This window comes from Pseudomonas gozinkensis (assembly GCF_014863585.1).
GTDB lineage: Bacteria > Pseudomonadota > Gammaproteobacteria > Pseudomonadales > Pseudomonadaceae > Aquipseudomonas > Aquipseudomonas gozinkensis.
The window spans coordinates 2,369,621-2,385,235 of record NZ_CP062253.1; the positions used below are offsets into that span (position 1 = coordinate 2,369,621).

Below are 15,615 nucleotides of genomic sequence, written 5' to 3' on the forward strand. Positions count from 1 at the left end.
GGAAGCATTTTCAAGCGTCGAGCATGAAGCGTTCAATCTGTTTGATAAAGTCTTCTTTGCTTTTTGTTCTGTATTGCCCTAATGGTAGCTCAGAGTTTTTGATCGGTTTTCCTTTGTTGTCGTACTTGATTGTCAGGAATTCAATGACGAAATCCCCGTCAGGATCTCCCTCTGGCTCAAGTCTTGAGTCAAAGCAATGACCAGTAGTTCGCCGGACACCACCCAGTAAAACTGAACCACTAAACCACTCGACAGACTCTGGTGTGAAATCAACCTCGAAAAGGTTGTTGATTGTGATAGTCCATCCGCTTGGGACTCGAAGGGGATGGAGTTCGTATTTAAGCTTGGATCTCATGTTAGTGCGTCCTCTGTGGTTTCTTTTGTTGAATTCAGTCTAGCGGGTACTCGCAAGTCCATGGTGGCGTAAATAGCTCTGGGTTTATGTTGTTTTCGTAAAGAAACGAGTTGATTTCCTCCTCTGTTTCCAAGGTTTTGCATTTTGTTATTGTCGTGTCGTTGGTGCCAATGCTGTCTCTTGTTTCGAGAAGGCGGATTGCGAGAGTGAATTCTATAATTACGTATTTAGAGTTTTTTGAATCTTCTAGGAACTTGAAATATCGCTCTCCTGGGAATCTATTTTCGAAGTTTAAATGATAAACGGCGTAGATTGCGATCCACTTTCGAAGTGACTCATCCTGTGAAGGTAGTTCTTGAGCAATTTCTGTATATGATTTTGCCTCAAAGCCCCACCAGATTTTTCTAGGGATTGTCTTCTGAAGACTCATTTTTTTGTCCTTTAAACTGATTTGGAGAATAGTAAAGGATTAATAAAAATGGGCGGATTACAGTTTGGCTACTAAAGAGGGTATTCACAGCGCCATGGCGTGGTGAAAAGTTCTGGGTCGATGTCGAGGTTTTCAATAAAGGCGTTGATTTCCGCCTCAGAGTTCATGGTTTCTAATTTTGCGATAGTAATGCCTCGGTCGTCCACGCCATCACTTGTTTCAAGTGTTTTGGATGGGATTGTAAATATCACTATTGCATATCGGAAGTTTTTTGAGTGGTGGATAAATTCGTAATATTGATGTGGGTCATTGGTAATGGGATATTTATAAATGGCATATACTGAAATCCATTTTCTAAGAGTGGGGTTCTCGGATTCTAGCTCTTGCGCAATATTGTTGTAGCCTGTTCCGTCGAGCCCGTGCCATACAGTTCGCGGGATACATTTCTGTGCTGTCATTTTTGCCCCTTGGACGGATTTTGAAGAAGGAGATAGATTGTCTATTTTATTCTGTTTTTTAGTTAAGGCCATTCTATGGAAAGTTTGTCTGGCCGATTAATGGGTACTATGTTTAATGTGCCGCTTGATGATTGAACGTAAGGGGGTGGGCCGATTTATTTTTTAAACAAAAAATGAATCTGCTTCCCGTTGTGGTTGCGTGGCAATTATTTATTGTAAGTTCGATAGCCAGCGTCAAAGTTGCTAGTGGTGTGAGTGTCGCTATATGTGGGGTCGAATAGGCCTGTGAGATGTGGTTGAGTAGGTTTTTCTCTTGAATTTAGTTTTTCTAAAGATTTTTGAAGCTCGGGGTAGCTTTCTATGTATGTGTAGTCTGATGAGTTAAATTCAAGTGTTATAGTGCTGGGTGAAATGAATGCGAAGCTAATTAAAAGCTCCGGATTCGAAAAGAGTCTTCCGCTGATGTCGTAAATCTTGTCTCCGGTATTCAATTTTTGGCCGTAGCGTTCGTGGGTCAAATATCCGTGGTCTTGGTTTAATAGTCGTAATAATTTTTCGTAGCCTTTTATTGACTCAAAGAAAATACTGGCTCGTCTTATTACAAGGAAGCCGTCCTCGGTCATGTTCTCCAAAAAGGTTGAGTTCTGCCTGTTGATCGAGGCGATGACGGGCTCGTCGATTAAGTTAAGTACGAAGTTTGATAGGTTAAGGTGAAATTTTTTCCGAGGGTTTTCGATGAGGGGAATGTTGATATAGCTTGTGATCCCGCCTGCGTTATCGGAGTCGATCGCGCCAAAGCACTCTGTTATATCAATTGAAAAAAACAATTTGCTCTCTCGGAAATGAACCGGTCAAGTGATTGGGATCCGATTGATTGAAAAGGGGGCAGATTTATTTTCTTTAACGGATAATAAATCTGCCCCCTTTGATTTGGTTCTATTTAAAGTTGCGCGCTGCTGGCTTTTTTTAGAAGGTTTTCAAGTTCGGGATAGGATTCAAGTTCTTCGTGGTTTAGGGAGTTAATAATAGCTTGTATTTTTTTTGCGTATTTATTCTCGATTGGGACTTCACTCCAATCCAGTTCTGAGGCAGAGACTATTAGTACTTCGGTAAATGGAGAGTCCAAAAGTTTCTTTAGGATTTCAATTGCCTGAGTTGAGCGATTCTCTCCAAGTGCCGCAGCACTTCGCTCCTGCCAATACTCTTCCCTTGATAGGATCGTGTCATTAAGCCGATTCCAGTCTTCAGCACTGAACTTTCCTAGAACTCCTTTGGCTACCTGTTCTGTAATGTATTCATTCCAGTTAGAATCCTCGCTTTGTCCCAGCCAGTAGTTGTATTCATCGAAAACCTTGCTATCCATGATTTGTCTCAATTCAAATAGGAGGCGACATAGGTGAGTCGCCAGCTGGGAAGGAGGATGTGATAACGCCGTCGTCTTTGAGTACTTGCCACTGCACGCCGTCAACGGTTTTTGTATGCAAAGTTGTGGTGACACCATCAACTTCTCGCATGAAAACACCAGGTGTTGCTGCTACCTCGTCGGTCACCCAAAGTATCTTTTTGAAAAGGGGACAGATTCTGAGAAATCCCCGCTTTTTCTTACAACAAATCAAGAAGTTGGGAATTGAAGAGACCTGCATGGGTCGGCAGCTTGTATTGCACCACACAAAAACAAGATCCCGATCCCATGCAGGCCATCCGATTCTTACACAGCGCGCTCACCCAAGCACTTCCCTCCGTCCACTCTCGTCGTCTGAAAACGTTGATGTGTTGTGTCAGCGCATTACTTCGAGGGCGTCGGCTCACTCTGACAGGACTTGGTCGATTCCTGCCAGGCAAGGCCTACCCCAAGCACGCGATAAAGCGAGTGGATCGGTTGTTGGGGAATCGGCATCTGCAAACCGAGCGCTCGCTGTTTTACTGGGTCATGTTGCGAGCCTTGCTAGGGTCACTGAAACATCCATTGATTCTGGTGGATTGGTCGCCGATCGATGCGGCCGGAGAGTTCTTTTTGTTGCGCGCGGCCATACCTTTGGCAGGACGCTCGTTTCCAATTTACGAGAGCGTTCATGAGCGAGAGGGGTGTCCGAAATATCAAAAACGGTTACTGCAGGTGTTGGCCGAAATGCTCCCCAAAGACTGCGTTCCGATCCTTGTAGCTGATGCGGGTTTTCGCCGCCCGTGGATCAAAGCTGTCGAGGCACAAGGCTGGTATTACGTGGGGCGAGTGCGTAACCGAGATCTCTATCGTAGCGACGCACACACTTGGCTGCCGGTTAAAAATCTTTACGCCCAGGCATCGGCGTCGCCGAAATCATTGGGGCGGATCGAGATGACCCAAAGTGCTCCGCACTTCATCCATTTGTACTGTGTCAGGCATTCAGCGAAGGGTCGCAAACACCAGAGAGTTACGGGATCAATCGCCAAAAACAAACTCAGCAGACAGTCGGCCAATCGTGAACGCGAGCCTTGGTTATTGGCCAGCAACCTGCCGGAGGATCAATGGAATCCATCGAAAGTCGTGGCCATCTACAAGCAGCGCATGCAGATCGAAGAAGGCTTCAGGGATGTTAAAAGCGAACACTTTGGCGTGGGCGTGACTCGCCATCGGAGTCATTGCCCGCGCCGAATCGAAGTGCTTCTACTAATCTCGGCATTGGCCAACTACATCATTTGTTTGACGGGGTTACAGGCCCGTGAAACGGGTCATGAACATCGCTTTCAGAGTAATAGTCTTAAACGCCGACGAGTGTTGTCACTGTGGCGGCTGGGGTTGGAATATTGGCGTAGCGGACGCGGCTCAACCTCTCGAAAAACGTTGGAGAGGTTGGAGCTCGCGTTGCGAAACGAGGTACACCAACAAGCGCAGACCTTTGAGTAGTTTTGTGGGGATCCTTCAGGGACAGATTTATTTTTCGCTGAAGAGAATAAATCTGTCTCCTTTGGATTTGTCCCCTTTGGATTTTTTCGCTACTAAATCTAGATCCGGGAATCGACTAAAAATTCTCAATGTCTATGTTGCAGCCATTGTTTTTCAGTCTTTGAATTTCTTGCTCAAAAGAATACTTGGATGATTTTTCGTTTTTTTTGTCATACACTTTTCTCAAGTGTCGGAAGAGTTTACCAATATTGTTTTTTGTCTTGTCGTCAAGGCTAGCAATAAGGTCGTAATCATCCATTGATAGAATGTGTAATTTATTCTTCAGAACGTAGTATGCGGTAATGTTCGAAAGCAGGCCCGCCGCATCTTCGTAGTTCTCTTTCAAGTATTTAGCATAATCTTCAAATATTTTTGTCAAAAGACTCTGCGCGGCTTTTTGATTTTTCAATACGCTGCACATTTCCTGCCAGTTGCTGACATACAGGTGGTCACCCCAATCGGAGCCTCTAGCAAAATAAATTCCTTCTCCTTTGAAGAATTCAGAAATTTCATGCTGGTCTAAGGCAGTTTCAAATGTAGTTTTCATTGAAGCTTTTCCCAATCGTCGAAATTTTTCAACAGCGTTCCAATGTCGCTGTTGTGGGTGACATTCTCAGAGCCGATCAGAGCGGCTTCTTTTGTACCGCTTTTCGTTGCACCACCAGGAATCCATTCGTTAGGGTAGGAGCCATTTTCCTTACCATTAGGCATCTCATATTTAAAACGAGGGTCATCCGGCTTTATTTTAACAATATAGATGCCTTCACCTTCGAGAGTCTTTGCACCAAGGTTCAGCTCTTTATTCAGAACTCGTCAGTCGTTACCTGCAGCTCGATATTTGGCAACGACTTCTTCCATCTCAGAATGAAAAGGGGACAGATTTATTTTCTTTAGCGAAAAATAAATCAGTCCCCTTTAGTTCATGGGGCTGTGTCCTTGCTTTTCTGGTGTGTGTTCGCAACTATCACCGTAGACCAAGGCCAGCCCTTCTTCATTTTTTGCTTTCAGCTCAATCGGTTAGCTGTTAAGTAATTGCCATTCAGATCTTTCCCCTTTAGTCTGGCTTGTTATGATGTTTTGTATTTTTTCAAGCATTCAAGAAGGACCGACATGAAGTGGCGCTTATCAATGGGCTCTTCAGAGAAGTACGTAGTGATTTCGGAAAATACGCGATTAAATTTTTCATTTTTATTTAAAAAGAATGTCAGTGTGTCGATGTACCATTGCTGCTCGCTTATGATGCGTTTTGTAAACTCAGGCTTGATGAGGGTGTTAAATAGGTGTGTTAACTCATCATCATTATTTATGTCAGTTTTTGCAATTAGGTTTTCTATCGTTTCATCTTGATCGCTATTTATGTCGAAAGGGAATAGTAGCGATGGGATTATGTCGAGTGTCGGTTCTAGTTTCATTTTTCATATTTCGGAAATGATGTTTTAGGTAGGCCGTTATCGTCGAGAATTGTCACGGCTTTTGTTTGTTGTTTGTATTTTGTTCCGCCCTTTTTGAAGCCTTCTCCGATGGTTCCGCCCATGCTCATAGGACGCTCAGCTAACGCTTTATTGCCGGTGTTTTTGTATATGCGCATCGCGCGTTTAATAGCTGTAAGTTGTGCTTTGTGGCTGGTGTATCGTGTTGAGTTCGGAGTTATCGGCTTTCCATTTCCGTAGGTTTCAATTACGCCGGTGGTTGGGTTCTTGCCTGTCGCTGCTCTATCCATCTGTGACTGAGTGGTAGTCTGTGCGCCATGTTTTTCAAGGAAATGATACCTAGGCGAAAGATCTTCCATCGCTTTTAGCTCCTTGTATGCCATTGCTTCTGTTAGCTCATGAATCCTAGCTTGGCGCTCAGCCCGCGTCATCGTTGGTGGATTAGGTTCTCCGTCATTAACAACAGCTTTCTTTGTCGGATCGCTAACATCCCCTGATTGCGAATCCTTGTTATTACCAGGACAGCTATTCAATCCCAGTGGATCCACCCACCCCGTAGGGTTAGGCACGTACTGGTAGTTATTCAACCCACCCGCAAGCTTGATCGGATCCGGTGTCAGAAACCGCCCAGTCCCCGGATTGTAGTAGCGATGACGGTTGTAGTGTAGGCCCGTCTCGGCATCAAAATACTGACCCTGGAATCGCAACGGGTTGTCTATTTCGCTGACGTCCAGCGCCGCGAGGTTGCCGTAGGCGCGGTACTTCGCCGACCACATGATCTCGCCACTGTAGTCGGTGAGTTCCTGCGGTGTGCCCAGATGATCGAGTTGATAGTAGAACGGCGTCGCCTTACGCGGGCCTTCGCCGTCGAGCATGGCCAGTGGGCGGAAGCTGCCAGGTTCATAGATGTAAGTGCGATAACGGTTGTCACCGCTTTCGGCGATCAGGCGTTCGCCTTGCCACAAGAATTCGGTGGTATAGCCATCGACAGTTTTCTCGATGCGGCGACCGAAGGCGTCGTACTTATAGGATGCATTACTGCCGCCCGGCAGGCTGACACCGATCAGTCGATGCTGGCAGTCGTAGCGATATTCGGTGACGAGTTTCTGTCCGGTGCCACGGCGTTCGCGGATCAGGTTGCCATAGGCGTCGTAGTCGTAGTGGCGGTCGCCCTGCATCAGCAGACGGTTGCCTTTGACGTTGGCGAGGTTGGCTGTGCCTTCGTTGTTCTGGCCCAGCAGGTTGCCAGCCGGGTCGTGGGCGAAGGTTTCCGGTGTCGCGCCACGTACGCTGGTCAAGCGGTCCAGCGGGTCGTAATGGAAGCTGCGATTACCCTTGCAGCTGTCGTCGATGCCGGCGAGGTTGCCGTTGGCGTCGTAGTTATAGCGACGCTGGAACAGGTTTTTTTCACGCTGGCTGACGCTGTGCGCTTGCAGGCGACCTTGTTCGTCGTACTGGTATTGGCTGAGCAGCAGTCCTTGTTGGCGTTGCTGTTCGCGACCGGCGCTGAATTGGTGGCTGGTCAGGCGTGAGCCGTTGAGGTCGATGCTGCTCAGACGTCCGCCGGACAAGTGGCGGTAGTCGAGTGTGCTGCCGTCGGGGAGGCGGCAGTGACTCAGTTGTCCGACGCTGTCGTATTCGTAACGTGTGGTGCCCCAACCCTGGTGTTCGGTGATCAGGCGATCCTGCACGTCGTATTCGTAGGCCAGCGGCCAGTGACCGTCGTCGACATTCACCAAACGGCCCAGGGCATCGTAGCTGTAGTGAATCTCTTCGCCATCGGCGAGGGTTTTTACCAGCAGCCGCCCGGCAGCATCACGCTGATATTCGGTGATCAGTTCGCTGCCGTCGTCGCCGAATTCGGTTTTCTTCAGCAATTGACCGTTGAGGTCGTATTCGTAAGCGGTGCGGCGGCCGTCGAAACCGGTTTCCTGCTGGATCAGGCCATTGGCGTAGTAGTCGAGCTTGTAGTGCTCGCCGCGTTCGTTTTCGATTTCAGTGAGTAGCAGACCGGCGTTGTCGTAGCGATAGCGCAATTGGCTGCCGTCGGAATTGATGCGGCGGCTGACCAGATGCAGGTTGTCGGCGTATTCGTAGCGGGTGATGCGGCCGAGCTCATCGCGTTCGGCGGTGACGCGTCCGTACGGGTTGTAGGTGAAGGCTCGGGTGGCGCCGCCGGGGAGGGTGACCTGAGTCAGGCGGTCGACGGCGTCCCATTGATAATGGGTGATGGCGCCGAATTCGTCCTGGCGGGTGATCTGCCGTCCAAGTGCATCGTAGCGATACTTGCGCTGACCACCGTCCGGAAGACGTTCCTCCAGCAATTGACCGAGATTGTTCCAGCCCAGTTGATGGCGACTGCCATCAGGGTGATGAATTTCCAGCAGTCGGCCCTGGCCGTCGTAGTTGTAGCGGGTTTCGTTGCCCTGCGGGTCGATTTGCTGGGTGATGTCGCCTTGTTGATTGCGGTCGTACTGCCAACGGGCCTTGCCACGTTTGACTTCAATCAGTTGCCCATCGAAGTAGTTGTAGAGGGTTGGTTCCTCTTCCGGAGGGATGACAGCCATCAATCGTCCGGCATCGCTGTATTGATACTCGGTGATGGCTCCCATTGGATCTTTTACAGCAACCAGACGTCCCTGATCGTCATAGGCATTTTGCGTTTCAGCACCATCGGCAGCGGTTTCACTGATCAGCCGTGCATTTTCGTCATGCACGTAAACCTGTTCACTGCCATCGGCGTTGTGAACCGTAACCGTGCCTTTGTCATCCCACTCGTAGCGAGCTTCCAGTTGCGAATAGTTGGCCCAATGACGTACGCAACGGGAAAGTTTGCCTTCACGTTCCCATTCCCAGAAAAAACTGGCGCCACCGGCCAGTTGTCGCTCGAGAATGACGTGCTGATCGTTGTAGCGGTAATGCTCGGTTTCCCCTGCGGCATTGGATGCCGAGACCAATTGGTTGCGAGCGTTATACCGGTAGGTGACAAGGTTCTGAATGGTCAGCCAAGGATCCTGACGCTCACCGCGCTCGTCATACTCAGAACGCTGCTGTTGCTGATCAACGGCAACGATATGGCGATCGTCGTAGCGCAACAGCAACGCGCGGCCAGCACCGTTATCGATGCGCTGGATCCGCCCCACCAGGTCATAGCTGATATGCACCTGATTTCCGTAAGAGTCACTGACCGTCGTCAGGCGGTCTGCGCGGAAATGATAAAAGCGTGGTTTTGCTCCTGCTTGGGTGAGGATCAGTTCACCCGGCGCACTGCCCAGATAAATCGCCGCCTGAGCCAGACTGTTGGTGATGGCTGGCCGTTGTTCGGTCGGCACCGGGAAGCGGGTCTGACGGTTTTCGTTATCAGTCCACAACACGCCTTCATCGTTGATTTGCAGGCGATGGGATAGGGAGTGGCTCCAGCCATGGCCGAGACGCCCGTCGATTTCAACCGCGCTGCTGCGATAGAGACGTGTCCATTCAATGGGTAGCAGCCCACCCAATATGCCGTCAGTGAGCGTCAGCAATTCCTCGCCGGTAACCATCGATACCGGTTCACCGTTAGTGCAGGTCTTATCGGCGCACTGAGCAGGTTGATCCGCCGGGTTTTTGGACTGGTCGGGCGCGTTGTCTACTTTTTCCTGTTGTTGAGCGCGGGTGCTGTTCTCCTTCTTGCCGCGTGCATGAATCTGCGCATCCGTCTCTACAGCACCTCCGGAAACGGGTGGTTTTTTCTTTGGTGGTGTGGCGGTCTCTGCGGGTTTTGGAGGCGCAATTTCTACGCTCGCCTTTCTCGCCTGGTTCAGTGGCGAATTGCCGTTGAGCATTAACGGTTTCGCCGTATCGGCGTGTGCTGTCGCATTCTTCTTGCTGATCTTCATCAGCATCGACGTGAAGTCTTCAATCAGTGACATGACCTTGCCGCTGTTCCTTGCAGCATTAAGGCCCTTGGTGCCAATACGGACGGCCAAACCGATCCCGCCCGTCAAAACAATACCGATCAGGATGTTCAGCAGTACTTCCGTAGTCAGTTCTGCCAGCACTTCAGTGCAGGTCTGCGGAGGCAGCATCTTGACCCAAGCTACGATAGCTGCGACGTAGATCCACATAAGTGGCTCGTCACTGGCGATCAGCAGGGCTGTTTGAATGGCTTCTTTTGAAGCGTTATAGATCTTCTTTATCTGTTCTTCGGTGAAGAATTTTTTTAGTTTTTCGTAGTTTTCCCGAGGGTGTGCAACCAGGTCGTAGAGACTTTTGATGTCCCCCCACAGCCCCATGATCGCCTTGAGGAACCCCTTCCACGCCGACTCCAATTGCTGCAATGCCCGTCCAGCCATGGATGCATTGGTATGCGCTTGCCAGAGTGGCAGAAAGTCGGTGGTCCACTCTGTTTGCAGCCAGCCGCTAAGGTCCCCGATTACGCCTTGATAGGAGTTGAACAGGCTATCGATCTGGGCCTTGGTGGGATTCGGGAAAAAAGTGATTTCATATTGCTGATGCGGTTTGAGGCCAGTGACCTCCAGAATCCCGCTTGGACCGATTTTGACGTTGATCGGTTGACCGACTTCGTTCTTTCCGTAGAGCTTGCCATTCTCCACCGGCACCAGTCGCACCGGCGTATTGCCGATAGGTACAAAACGCGCAGACTCAAAACTATGTACAAGTTTGAGTTTGCCGTTGGCAGGGCAGTTGGCATAAAGGGTATTTTCCTTTTTGCTGTCCTTGTCTGCCGTACCGACTTCGTCACCGACCTTGAACTGTTGCTCTGCATCCAGAATGCCGCCGTACCAGGCTTCGGCATGCTCGCGATAATCCTTCAGGCACTTCTTGAAGTCGCTGATGATGGCCTGAGCATCAGGCTGTTTTGCATTGAGATTGGCAACAATCTCACCCATCAAAATGCTCATACAGCCACCTCACTTTCCAGATGGGCCTTCAGCAGGCCGGTAAAATTTTCTTCCGTGAGTGGCGTGCGTTTTACGAAGCGCGCCACTTTCTTTTGCAGATTCGATTCCGGGAACGAAAAGTACAGGTCGGCATGCTCTTCCTGCAGCCACTGCATCATGTTGCCGATTACGGTCGACGGGTTTTCGGCCATCAAGCTGTCCAGCAGATCTTTCGGCACCTCCCACCACGGCCAATCCTTCGCCTTCGGCACCACCCTCGGCCCGACTTCCAGGCTCCGCCCATTAATCAGATACCGCTGAAACACCGGCAGCACTTCCCCAGCGGTCTCGCCCAGCCCTTCAAGAATCGGATAGATATGCCGCCCATCCCAGAACCGGAAAAACACCTCGGTCCCGTCCGGCATCTTCACCTGGGTCAAACTGCGCAGATGTTCGAAAACTTCGTTGGGCTCCGAGCGGGAGACCGCCAGCCAGCCCCAGTCGAGGGCGTCGGTTTCGGTGATCCAGGGCAGGAAGGCCGAGTTGGCCTTGAGTTCGGCGACGTAAGGCATCACCGGTTGCCAGGTGGAGTAGGGCGTTCCGCCCCAGACGGGAATGGCCTGCACGGACGGTTCGCTCTGATACAAGGCCTTGAGCGCTTCGGCATCGCTGGCTGCGCTGATGACCAGATACAGCCGCTCGTCTTTCTGCAACGGCTGTTGTGCCAGCCAATCCTTGGGTGTCAGTCGATTAGATGGCACAGGCACCTGCCTTGCATTTTTCACATTCTTCGCAGAACGGCGCATTACGTTTGAGGGTGTTGATTTGCGCCGGCGTCAGTACGGCGCCAGCCTTGTCGGCATCCGCCTGTTTCAGTACGCCCGGCATCAACGGTGCCGCCCCCGTGCCGCTGCCCGGTCCACCGCCCGAGTTGATGTTGATCGCCGGCCCGCTCATGGTCACGCCGCCGCCATCGATCTTGATGAAGCTGCCACCGCCGACCAACGTCAGCTCAGCCCCAGCCTCCAGCACCACCTTCATCCCGCTGCTCAGGTGAATTTCCTGCCCCGCGTCGATGAATTGCCCGGTGCCGATCTTGATGTGCTGGTTCACGCCCACGGTCAGGTGATCGTTGGCCCGCGCTTCGACTTTGCGGTCGGCGTAAACGGTGTGGTGTTCTTCGGCCTTGAATTCCGTGTAGCTGTTTTTTTCCACGACGTCGTGGCGTTCGTTGCCGACGCGGATTTTCTGGTCGTGTTCGATGTTCTCGTCCCAGTCGCGCTGGGCGTGGAGGAAGATCTGTTCCTGGCCTTTCTTGTCTTCGATGCGCAGTTCGTTGAAGCCGCCGCCACCCATCGAGCTCAGGGTCTTGAAGGTGGTGCGGGTCTTGTTCGCCGGCAGGGCGTAGGGGACGGTGTTTTCCTTGTGGTACAGGCAGCCGCTGATCAGCGGCTGGTCGGGGTCGCCTTCGAGGAAGGTGACCAGCACTTCCATGCCGATGCGCGGGATGGCGATGCCGCCGTACTGGGCGCCGGCCCAGGCGGAAGATACGCGCAGCCAGCAGCTGGTCTTGTCGTCGGCGAGTCCGTCGCGGTCCCAGTGGAACTGGACTTTGACGCGGCCGTATTCGTCGCAGTGGATTTCTTCACCTTTTGGCCCGGTGACCACGGCGCTCTGGCTGCCGAGGAGGCGCGGTTTCGGGTGGCGCAGGGGCGGGCGGTTCGGCACGTCCCACGGGGTGGCCTGGAAGCGGTTGCGGTAGCCCTGATGGAAATCGTCTTTCAACGCGGTGGTGTCGCTGGTGACCGACTCTTCCAGCACTTGCGGCTGCTTGCCTTCATGCAGGACTTCGGTGAGCAGCCACAGGTCATTCCACTTGGCCTTCGGGTGTTCTTTGAGTGCGAGGAAATGGCCGCTGACCAGCAACGGCTGGTCGCTCTTGCCTTCGGCGAGCTGGAAGTCGCTGCGATGACGTTCGAGGGCGCGTTTGGCCAGGTGTTTGCCGCGTTCGCGGTCGACGAAACGGCCCGGGTAATCGTAGTCCTCGAGGTCGGGCAGGGCGTCGCCGCGGTTTTCGCTTTCGAGGGTGATCCGCGGTTTTTCGAAGTCGTAATCGCGGCGGGTGGTGCGGCTGGTGCGGGTTTCCAGGCGCAGGTCGAAGCGCTTGATCACCGGGTCGCTGGCGACCATCCCGGAGTCCTGCTGATAGGCTACTGGCGCCAGTTTCTTAAACACCGTCTGGTCATCGCCGAACACCAGTTTGTGGCCCGTGGCGCTGTGCTGGAAGTGGTAGTGAATGCCTTCTTCTTCGCACAGGCGCTGGATGAAATGCAGGTCCGATTCGTCGTACTGCACGCAGTAGATACGCTCGGGGTAGATCGAGCCGGTCTGGAATTCGTAGGCGTTGCCCTGGATGCCGTGTTCTTCGAGGACCTTGCCGATGATTTTCGGCACGCTGAGGTTCTGGAAGATCCGCTGGTTGACCCGGTGCGCCAGGTACGCCAGTTGCGGGCGCAGGGTCACGGAGTAGCGCGTCAGGCGCTTGCCGGAATCGCCTTGCGCGGCGCGGTAGATCAGGCCGTGGATGCCGCTGCCGTCGGGCGACAGTTGCAAAAAGGCCGGTTTGTGCAGCAGGGTTTCGAGGTCCAGCGTCGGCTGCTCACTGACCAGCTCCACCTCGAACACAAAAGGCTGGCTGATGGCTTCCCGGCCGGTCAGGGTAAACACCTGAAAGTCGGCGGAAAGACCTTCGATGGTCAGGGCAAAGTGGGTTTCATTGGCCGGCGCGAACATCCCTTGTTCCTCGTGCTGCATGCGGCGCTCGTCGACGCCGGCAAAGCGGCTCAACGTACGCGAAATTCTGGAGGGGCGTAAACAACATCGACCAGCAGAGCTGGCCGATGCTTGTAACGATCAGCCGTAATTAAACGACTGGAGCACGCCAGTCATCGGAACCCGAAGTACCGGATACTTCGTGGGTCCAGGTGATTTTGCGGTAGGTGAACTGCACTTCTTCCAGGTGGGTGAAGTGCGAGTTGCCTGGATCCTGGCAGTTGTGCATTTTGTTGTTGATGGCGACGATGATCGCGTCTTCCAGTTTGGTGGTGTAGTAGTGCTCTTGGGTACCTTGAGCCGAAGTGCGGTACCACTGGATAACGATTTCGCTCATGCGCTCGCCGGAGGTCAGAGCAGCTTGCAGCAGTGGCGAAGCCTTGTCGTAGACCTTGGTGATGATCACTGGCTTGTGAACGCGTTGACCGGTTGGCTGACCGGATTGCGGGTCACGCGGGATGATCACGTCGTGGCTGAACGCCTGAACCATGACCTGGTCTTCGTGACCTTCCTGGTAGGTGTTGCCAACGGAGTCGGCGGTGAAGGCGCCGGCAGTGATCAGGCCTTGTTTTTCGCCGGTAACCGACATGTACGCTGGTGTTGCCATGGGAGGTGCTCCTTGCGGATAAAGTTAGGGTGCCCGGGAGGCGAAATCGCCCGGTGGGTGCCTGACTGCTATCAAGGAGCGTGCCAGCTTTTGGCGAGTCCCCGGGAACAGGGGGCTTCAGCGGTCTGGAATGCGGGTTTGAGCGTTTTTTGAACAGCCCAATGGCTCGAAGTGCGCAAGAAGTTGCGCAGTACTGCGCAACTTCTTGCGCACTTGGCTGGAGGCCTTGAAGCACGTGGCCTCCAGCGGAATCGGTGAGCATTTTTACAAAACAAGTGCGCAACTTCTTGCGCAGTATGGCCAATTGCCGCTTTTTACGCGGATCGGGCGATTGAAGCGAGGCATTCCTCGATCGAGCGTTGCTGGGTTTCGGCGTACAACCCCAACTCATCAATGGTCGAACGCCCAAGGGCCAACTCGAACGCCTGCCGGTTGGAATGTTCGCCATAGTGCGCCTGTGCCGTATCCCCCAGGTTCGACTGAAAAATCCCTGCCGCACTCACCGGCAGGAAATCTTCGTACACCAGCGGCTCGGCTTTCACATAGCCGTCGCGTAATAACCCTTGCAGCGAAACGTCAGCGGGACGACTTCCTTTGTCTGTCAGGAAATAACGGAAATACGCCAGTTCCTGCTCGCGCATGCCCTCGAGGCTGTCAGGGAATTCGCTGAAGTGCCGGGCCATCAGCGCGTTGTAGCGTGAGGCGTTTCCTTCGTTGGGGAAATCGCCCAGCTCATCGCGCGCCGCGTTCAGCAGTCGGTCGTACAACGCACGGCCCTTGGGAGTCAGCGCCGCGCCCCGTTGTTCGATTTCACCGAAGCGTGCGCTGTGGCTGCCGCGGGTTTGCGTCTGGTCGGTGAAGGCGATCGGCTCGTCCAGCGCCTTGAAACTGGTCTGACGCAACAGGATCGGGTGCTGCCGACGCGGTGGGCCTTCGATCACCGCTTTGGGCGTGATGCCGTGCAGCGGCATCTGCGCCTGGACGATGTCGATGTCCAGCGTGCGCGGGGTCAGGTGGTTGATGTGCGGGCCTTTGAAGGCCACGACATCGGCAATCAGACGATGCTGGGCGCTGAGGGTCTGGTATTGCGCGGCGGTGACGGTGGCGCTGTGGTGCCAGCGAAAAGTCTCCAGCGCTTGCAGGACAAATTCCTCAGCCTCGGATTCACTCAGGCCGCCAGCGGACTCGGCCTGTTCAATCAGCCTCAGCGCCGAAGGCGTAAAGATCGAACGCTTATCCAGCACTGACTCAGCAAAGGCCCGCAGCTCAGGATCTTCAATCAACTCCAGTCGCAGCAACGAAGTGAACACCCGGAACGGGCTGACCTGCAGCGCATCTTCATGCACCGCGCGAAACGCTGTGGAGTGCACTGGCACCCCGGCAGGGGTCAGGTCGTAATAACCCACCGGTTGCATGCCCATCACCGCAAACAGGCGGGTGAGGGTGGCCAGCTCGGTGGCGGTGCCAACGCGGATTGCACCGTGGCGCTCCATGTCCAGCCGTTCGATTTCGCCGGTACTGTGCAGTTGACTGGCGATTTGCGGCTGGCGTGCCAGCACGTCGCGGTTGGTCTGTTCCACCAGTTCCATCAAGGCGCCGTACAGCGGCACTTCTTCGCGGTACATGTCGGACATCGCTTTGGAGAAGCGTTGGCGGATCAGGTCGGGGCTGACGAAAGGCTGCACGGTCATGAAAAA

At 53.0% G+C, this 15,615-nt stretch carries 14 protein-coding genes; 1 reads left to right on the forward strand and 13 read right to left on the reverse strand.

What is annotated here, in order from left to right:
• Positions 1-10: 10 nt before the first annotated feature.
• From IHQ43_RS10600 to IHQ43_RS10620, 5 genes are all read right to left on the reverse strand, one after another.
• Positions 11-355 carry a hypothetical protein gene (locus tag IHQ43_RS10600; RefSeq protein ID WP_192564288.1) on the reverse strand — a complete coding sequence of 115 codons (345 nt, stop codon included), beginning with the start codon at positions 353-355 and terminating at the stop codon, positions 11-13.
• 34 nt (positions 356-389) lie between these two features.
• Positions 390-785 (reverse strand): hypothetical protein, encoded by a 396-nt coding sequence (locus tag IHQ43_RS10605; protein WP_192564289.1) that lies wholly within the window; start codon positions 783-785, stop codon positions 390-392.
• A gap of 71 nt (positions 786-856) precedes the next feature.
• The gene (locus tag IHQ43_RS10610) at positions 857-1,243 is read right to left on the reverse strand and encodes a hypothetical protein (protein WP_192564290.1); all 387 of its coding nucleotides are present in this window, start codon (positions 1,241-1,243) and stop codon (positions 857-859) included.
• Positions 1,244-1,449: 206 nt separating this feature from the next.
• The gene (locus tag IHQ43_RS10615; RefSeq protein ID WP_192564291.1) at positions 1,450-2,070 is read right to left on the reverse strand and encodes a hypothetical protein; all 621 of its coding nucleotides are present in this window, start codon (positions 2,068-2,070) and stop codon (positions 1,450-1,452) included.
• Between the two features lie 113 nt (positions 2,071-2,183).
• Entirely contained in the window at positions 2,184-2,606 is a 423-nt protein-coding gene (locus IHQ43_RS10620) for a HEAT repeat domain-containing protein (protein WP_192564292.1), read from the reverse strand.
• A gap of 327 nt (positions 2,607-2,933) precedes the next feature.
• Between IHQ43_RS10620 and IHQ43_RS10625 the strand changes: the two genes are divergently transcribed.
• Complete coding sequence (locus IHQ43_RS10625; RefSeq protein ID WP_192564972.1) at positions 2,934-4,127, forward strand: IS4 family transposase; 1,194 nt, start codon at positions 2,934-2,936, stop codon at positions 4,125-4,127.
• Between the two features lie 115 nt (positions 4,128-4,242).
• Here the strand turns inward: IHQ43_RS10625 and IHQ43_RS10630 are convergent, their stop codons facing one another.
• From IHQ43_RS10630 to hglS, 8 genes are all read right to left on the reverse strand, one after another.
• Complete coding sequence (locus tag IHQ43_RS10630; protein WP_192564293.1) at positions 4,243-4,713, reverse strand: hypothetical protein; 471 nt, start codon at positions 4,711-4,713, stop codon at positions 4,243-4,245.
• On the reverse strand, positions 4,710-4,877 hold the full coding sequence (locus IHQ43_RS10635; RefSeq protein WP_192564294.1) for a hypothetical protein: 168 nt from the start codon (positions 4,875-4,877) through the stop codon (positions 4,710-4,712). The genes IHQ43_RS10630 and IHQ43_RS10635 overlap by 4 nt, the downstream gene beginning before the upstream one ends.
• Before the next feature lie 356 nt (positions 4,878-5,233).
• Entirely contained in the window at positions 5,234-5,578 is a 345-nt protein-coding gene (locus IHQ43_RS10640) for a hypothetical protein (protein WP_192564295.1), read from the reverse strand.
• On the reverse strand, positions 5,575-10,500 hold the full coding sequence (locus IHQ43_RS29730) for an RHS repeat-associated core domain-containing protein (RefSeq protein ID WP_192564296.1): 4,926 nt from the start codon (positions 10,498-10,500) through the stop codon (positions 5,575-5,577). The genes IHQ43_RS10640 and IHQ43_RS29730 overlap by 4 nt, the downstream gene beginning before the upstream one ends.
• Positions 10,497-11,240 carry a DUF4123 domain-containing protein gene (locus tag IHQ43_RS10650; protein ID WP_192564297.1) on the reverse strand — a complete coding sequence of 248 codons (744 nt, stop codon included), beginning with the start codon at positions 11,238-11,240 and terminating at the stop codon, positions 10,497-10,499. The genes IHQ43_RS29730 and IHQ43_RS10650 overlap by 4 nt, the downstream gene beginning before the upstream one ends.
• Positions 11,230-13,272: a type VI secretion system Vgr family protein gene (locus IHQ43_RS10655; protein ID WP_192564973.1), complete on the reverse strand. Its 2,043-nt coding sequence runs from the start codon at positions 13,270-13,272 to the stop codon at positions 11,230-11,232. The genes IHQ43_RS10650 and IHQ43_RS10655 overlap by 11 nt, the downstream gene beginning before the upstream one ends.
• Before the next feature lie 130 nt (positions 13,273-13,402).
• Positions 13,403-13,918 carry an Hcp family type VI secretion system effector gene (locus tag IHQ43_RS10660; RefSeq protein ID WP_003226246.1) on the reverse strand — a complete coding sequence of 172 codons (516 nt, stop codon included), beginning with the start codon at positions 13,916-13,918 and terminating at the stop codon, positions 13,403-13,405.
• A 314-nt stretch (positions 13,919-14,232) separates the two neighbouring features.
• Positions 14,233-15,609: a 2-oxoadipate dioxygenase/decarboxylase HglS gene (gene hglS, locus IHQ43_RS10665; RefSeq protein ID WP_192564298.1), complete on the reverse strand. Its 1,377-nt coding sequence runs from the start codon at positions 15,607-15,609 to the stop codon at positions 14,233-14,235.
• Positions 15,610-15,615 lie beyond the last annotated feature (6 nt).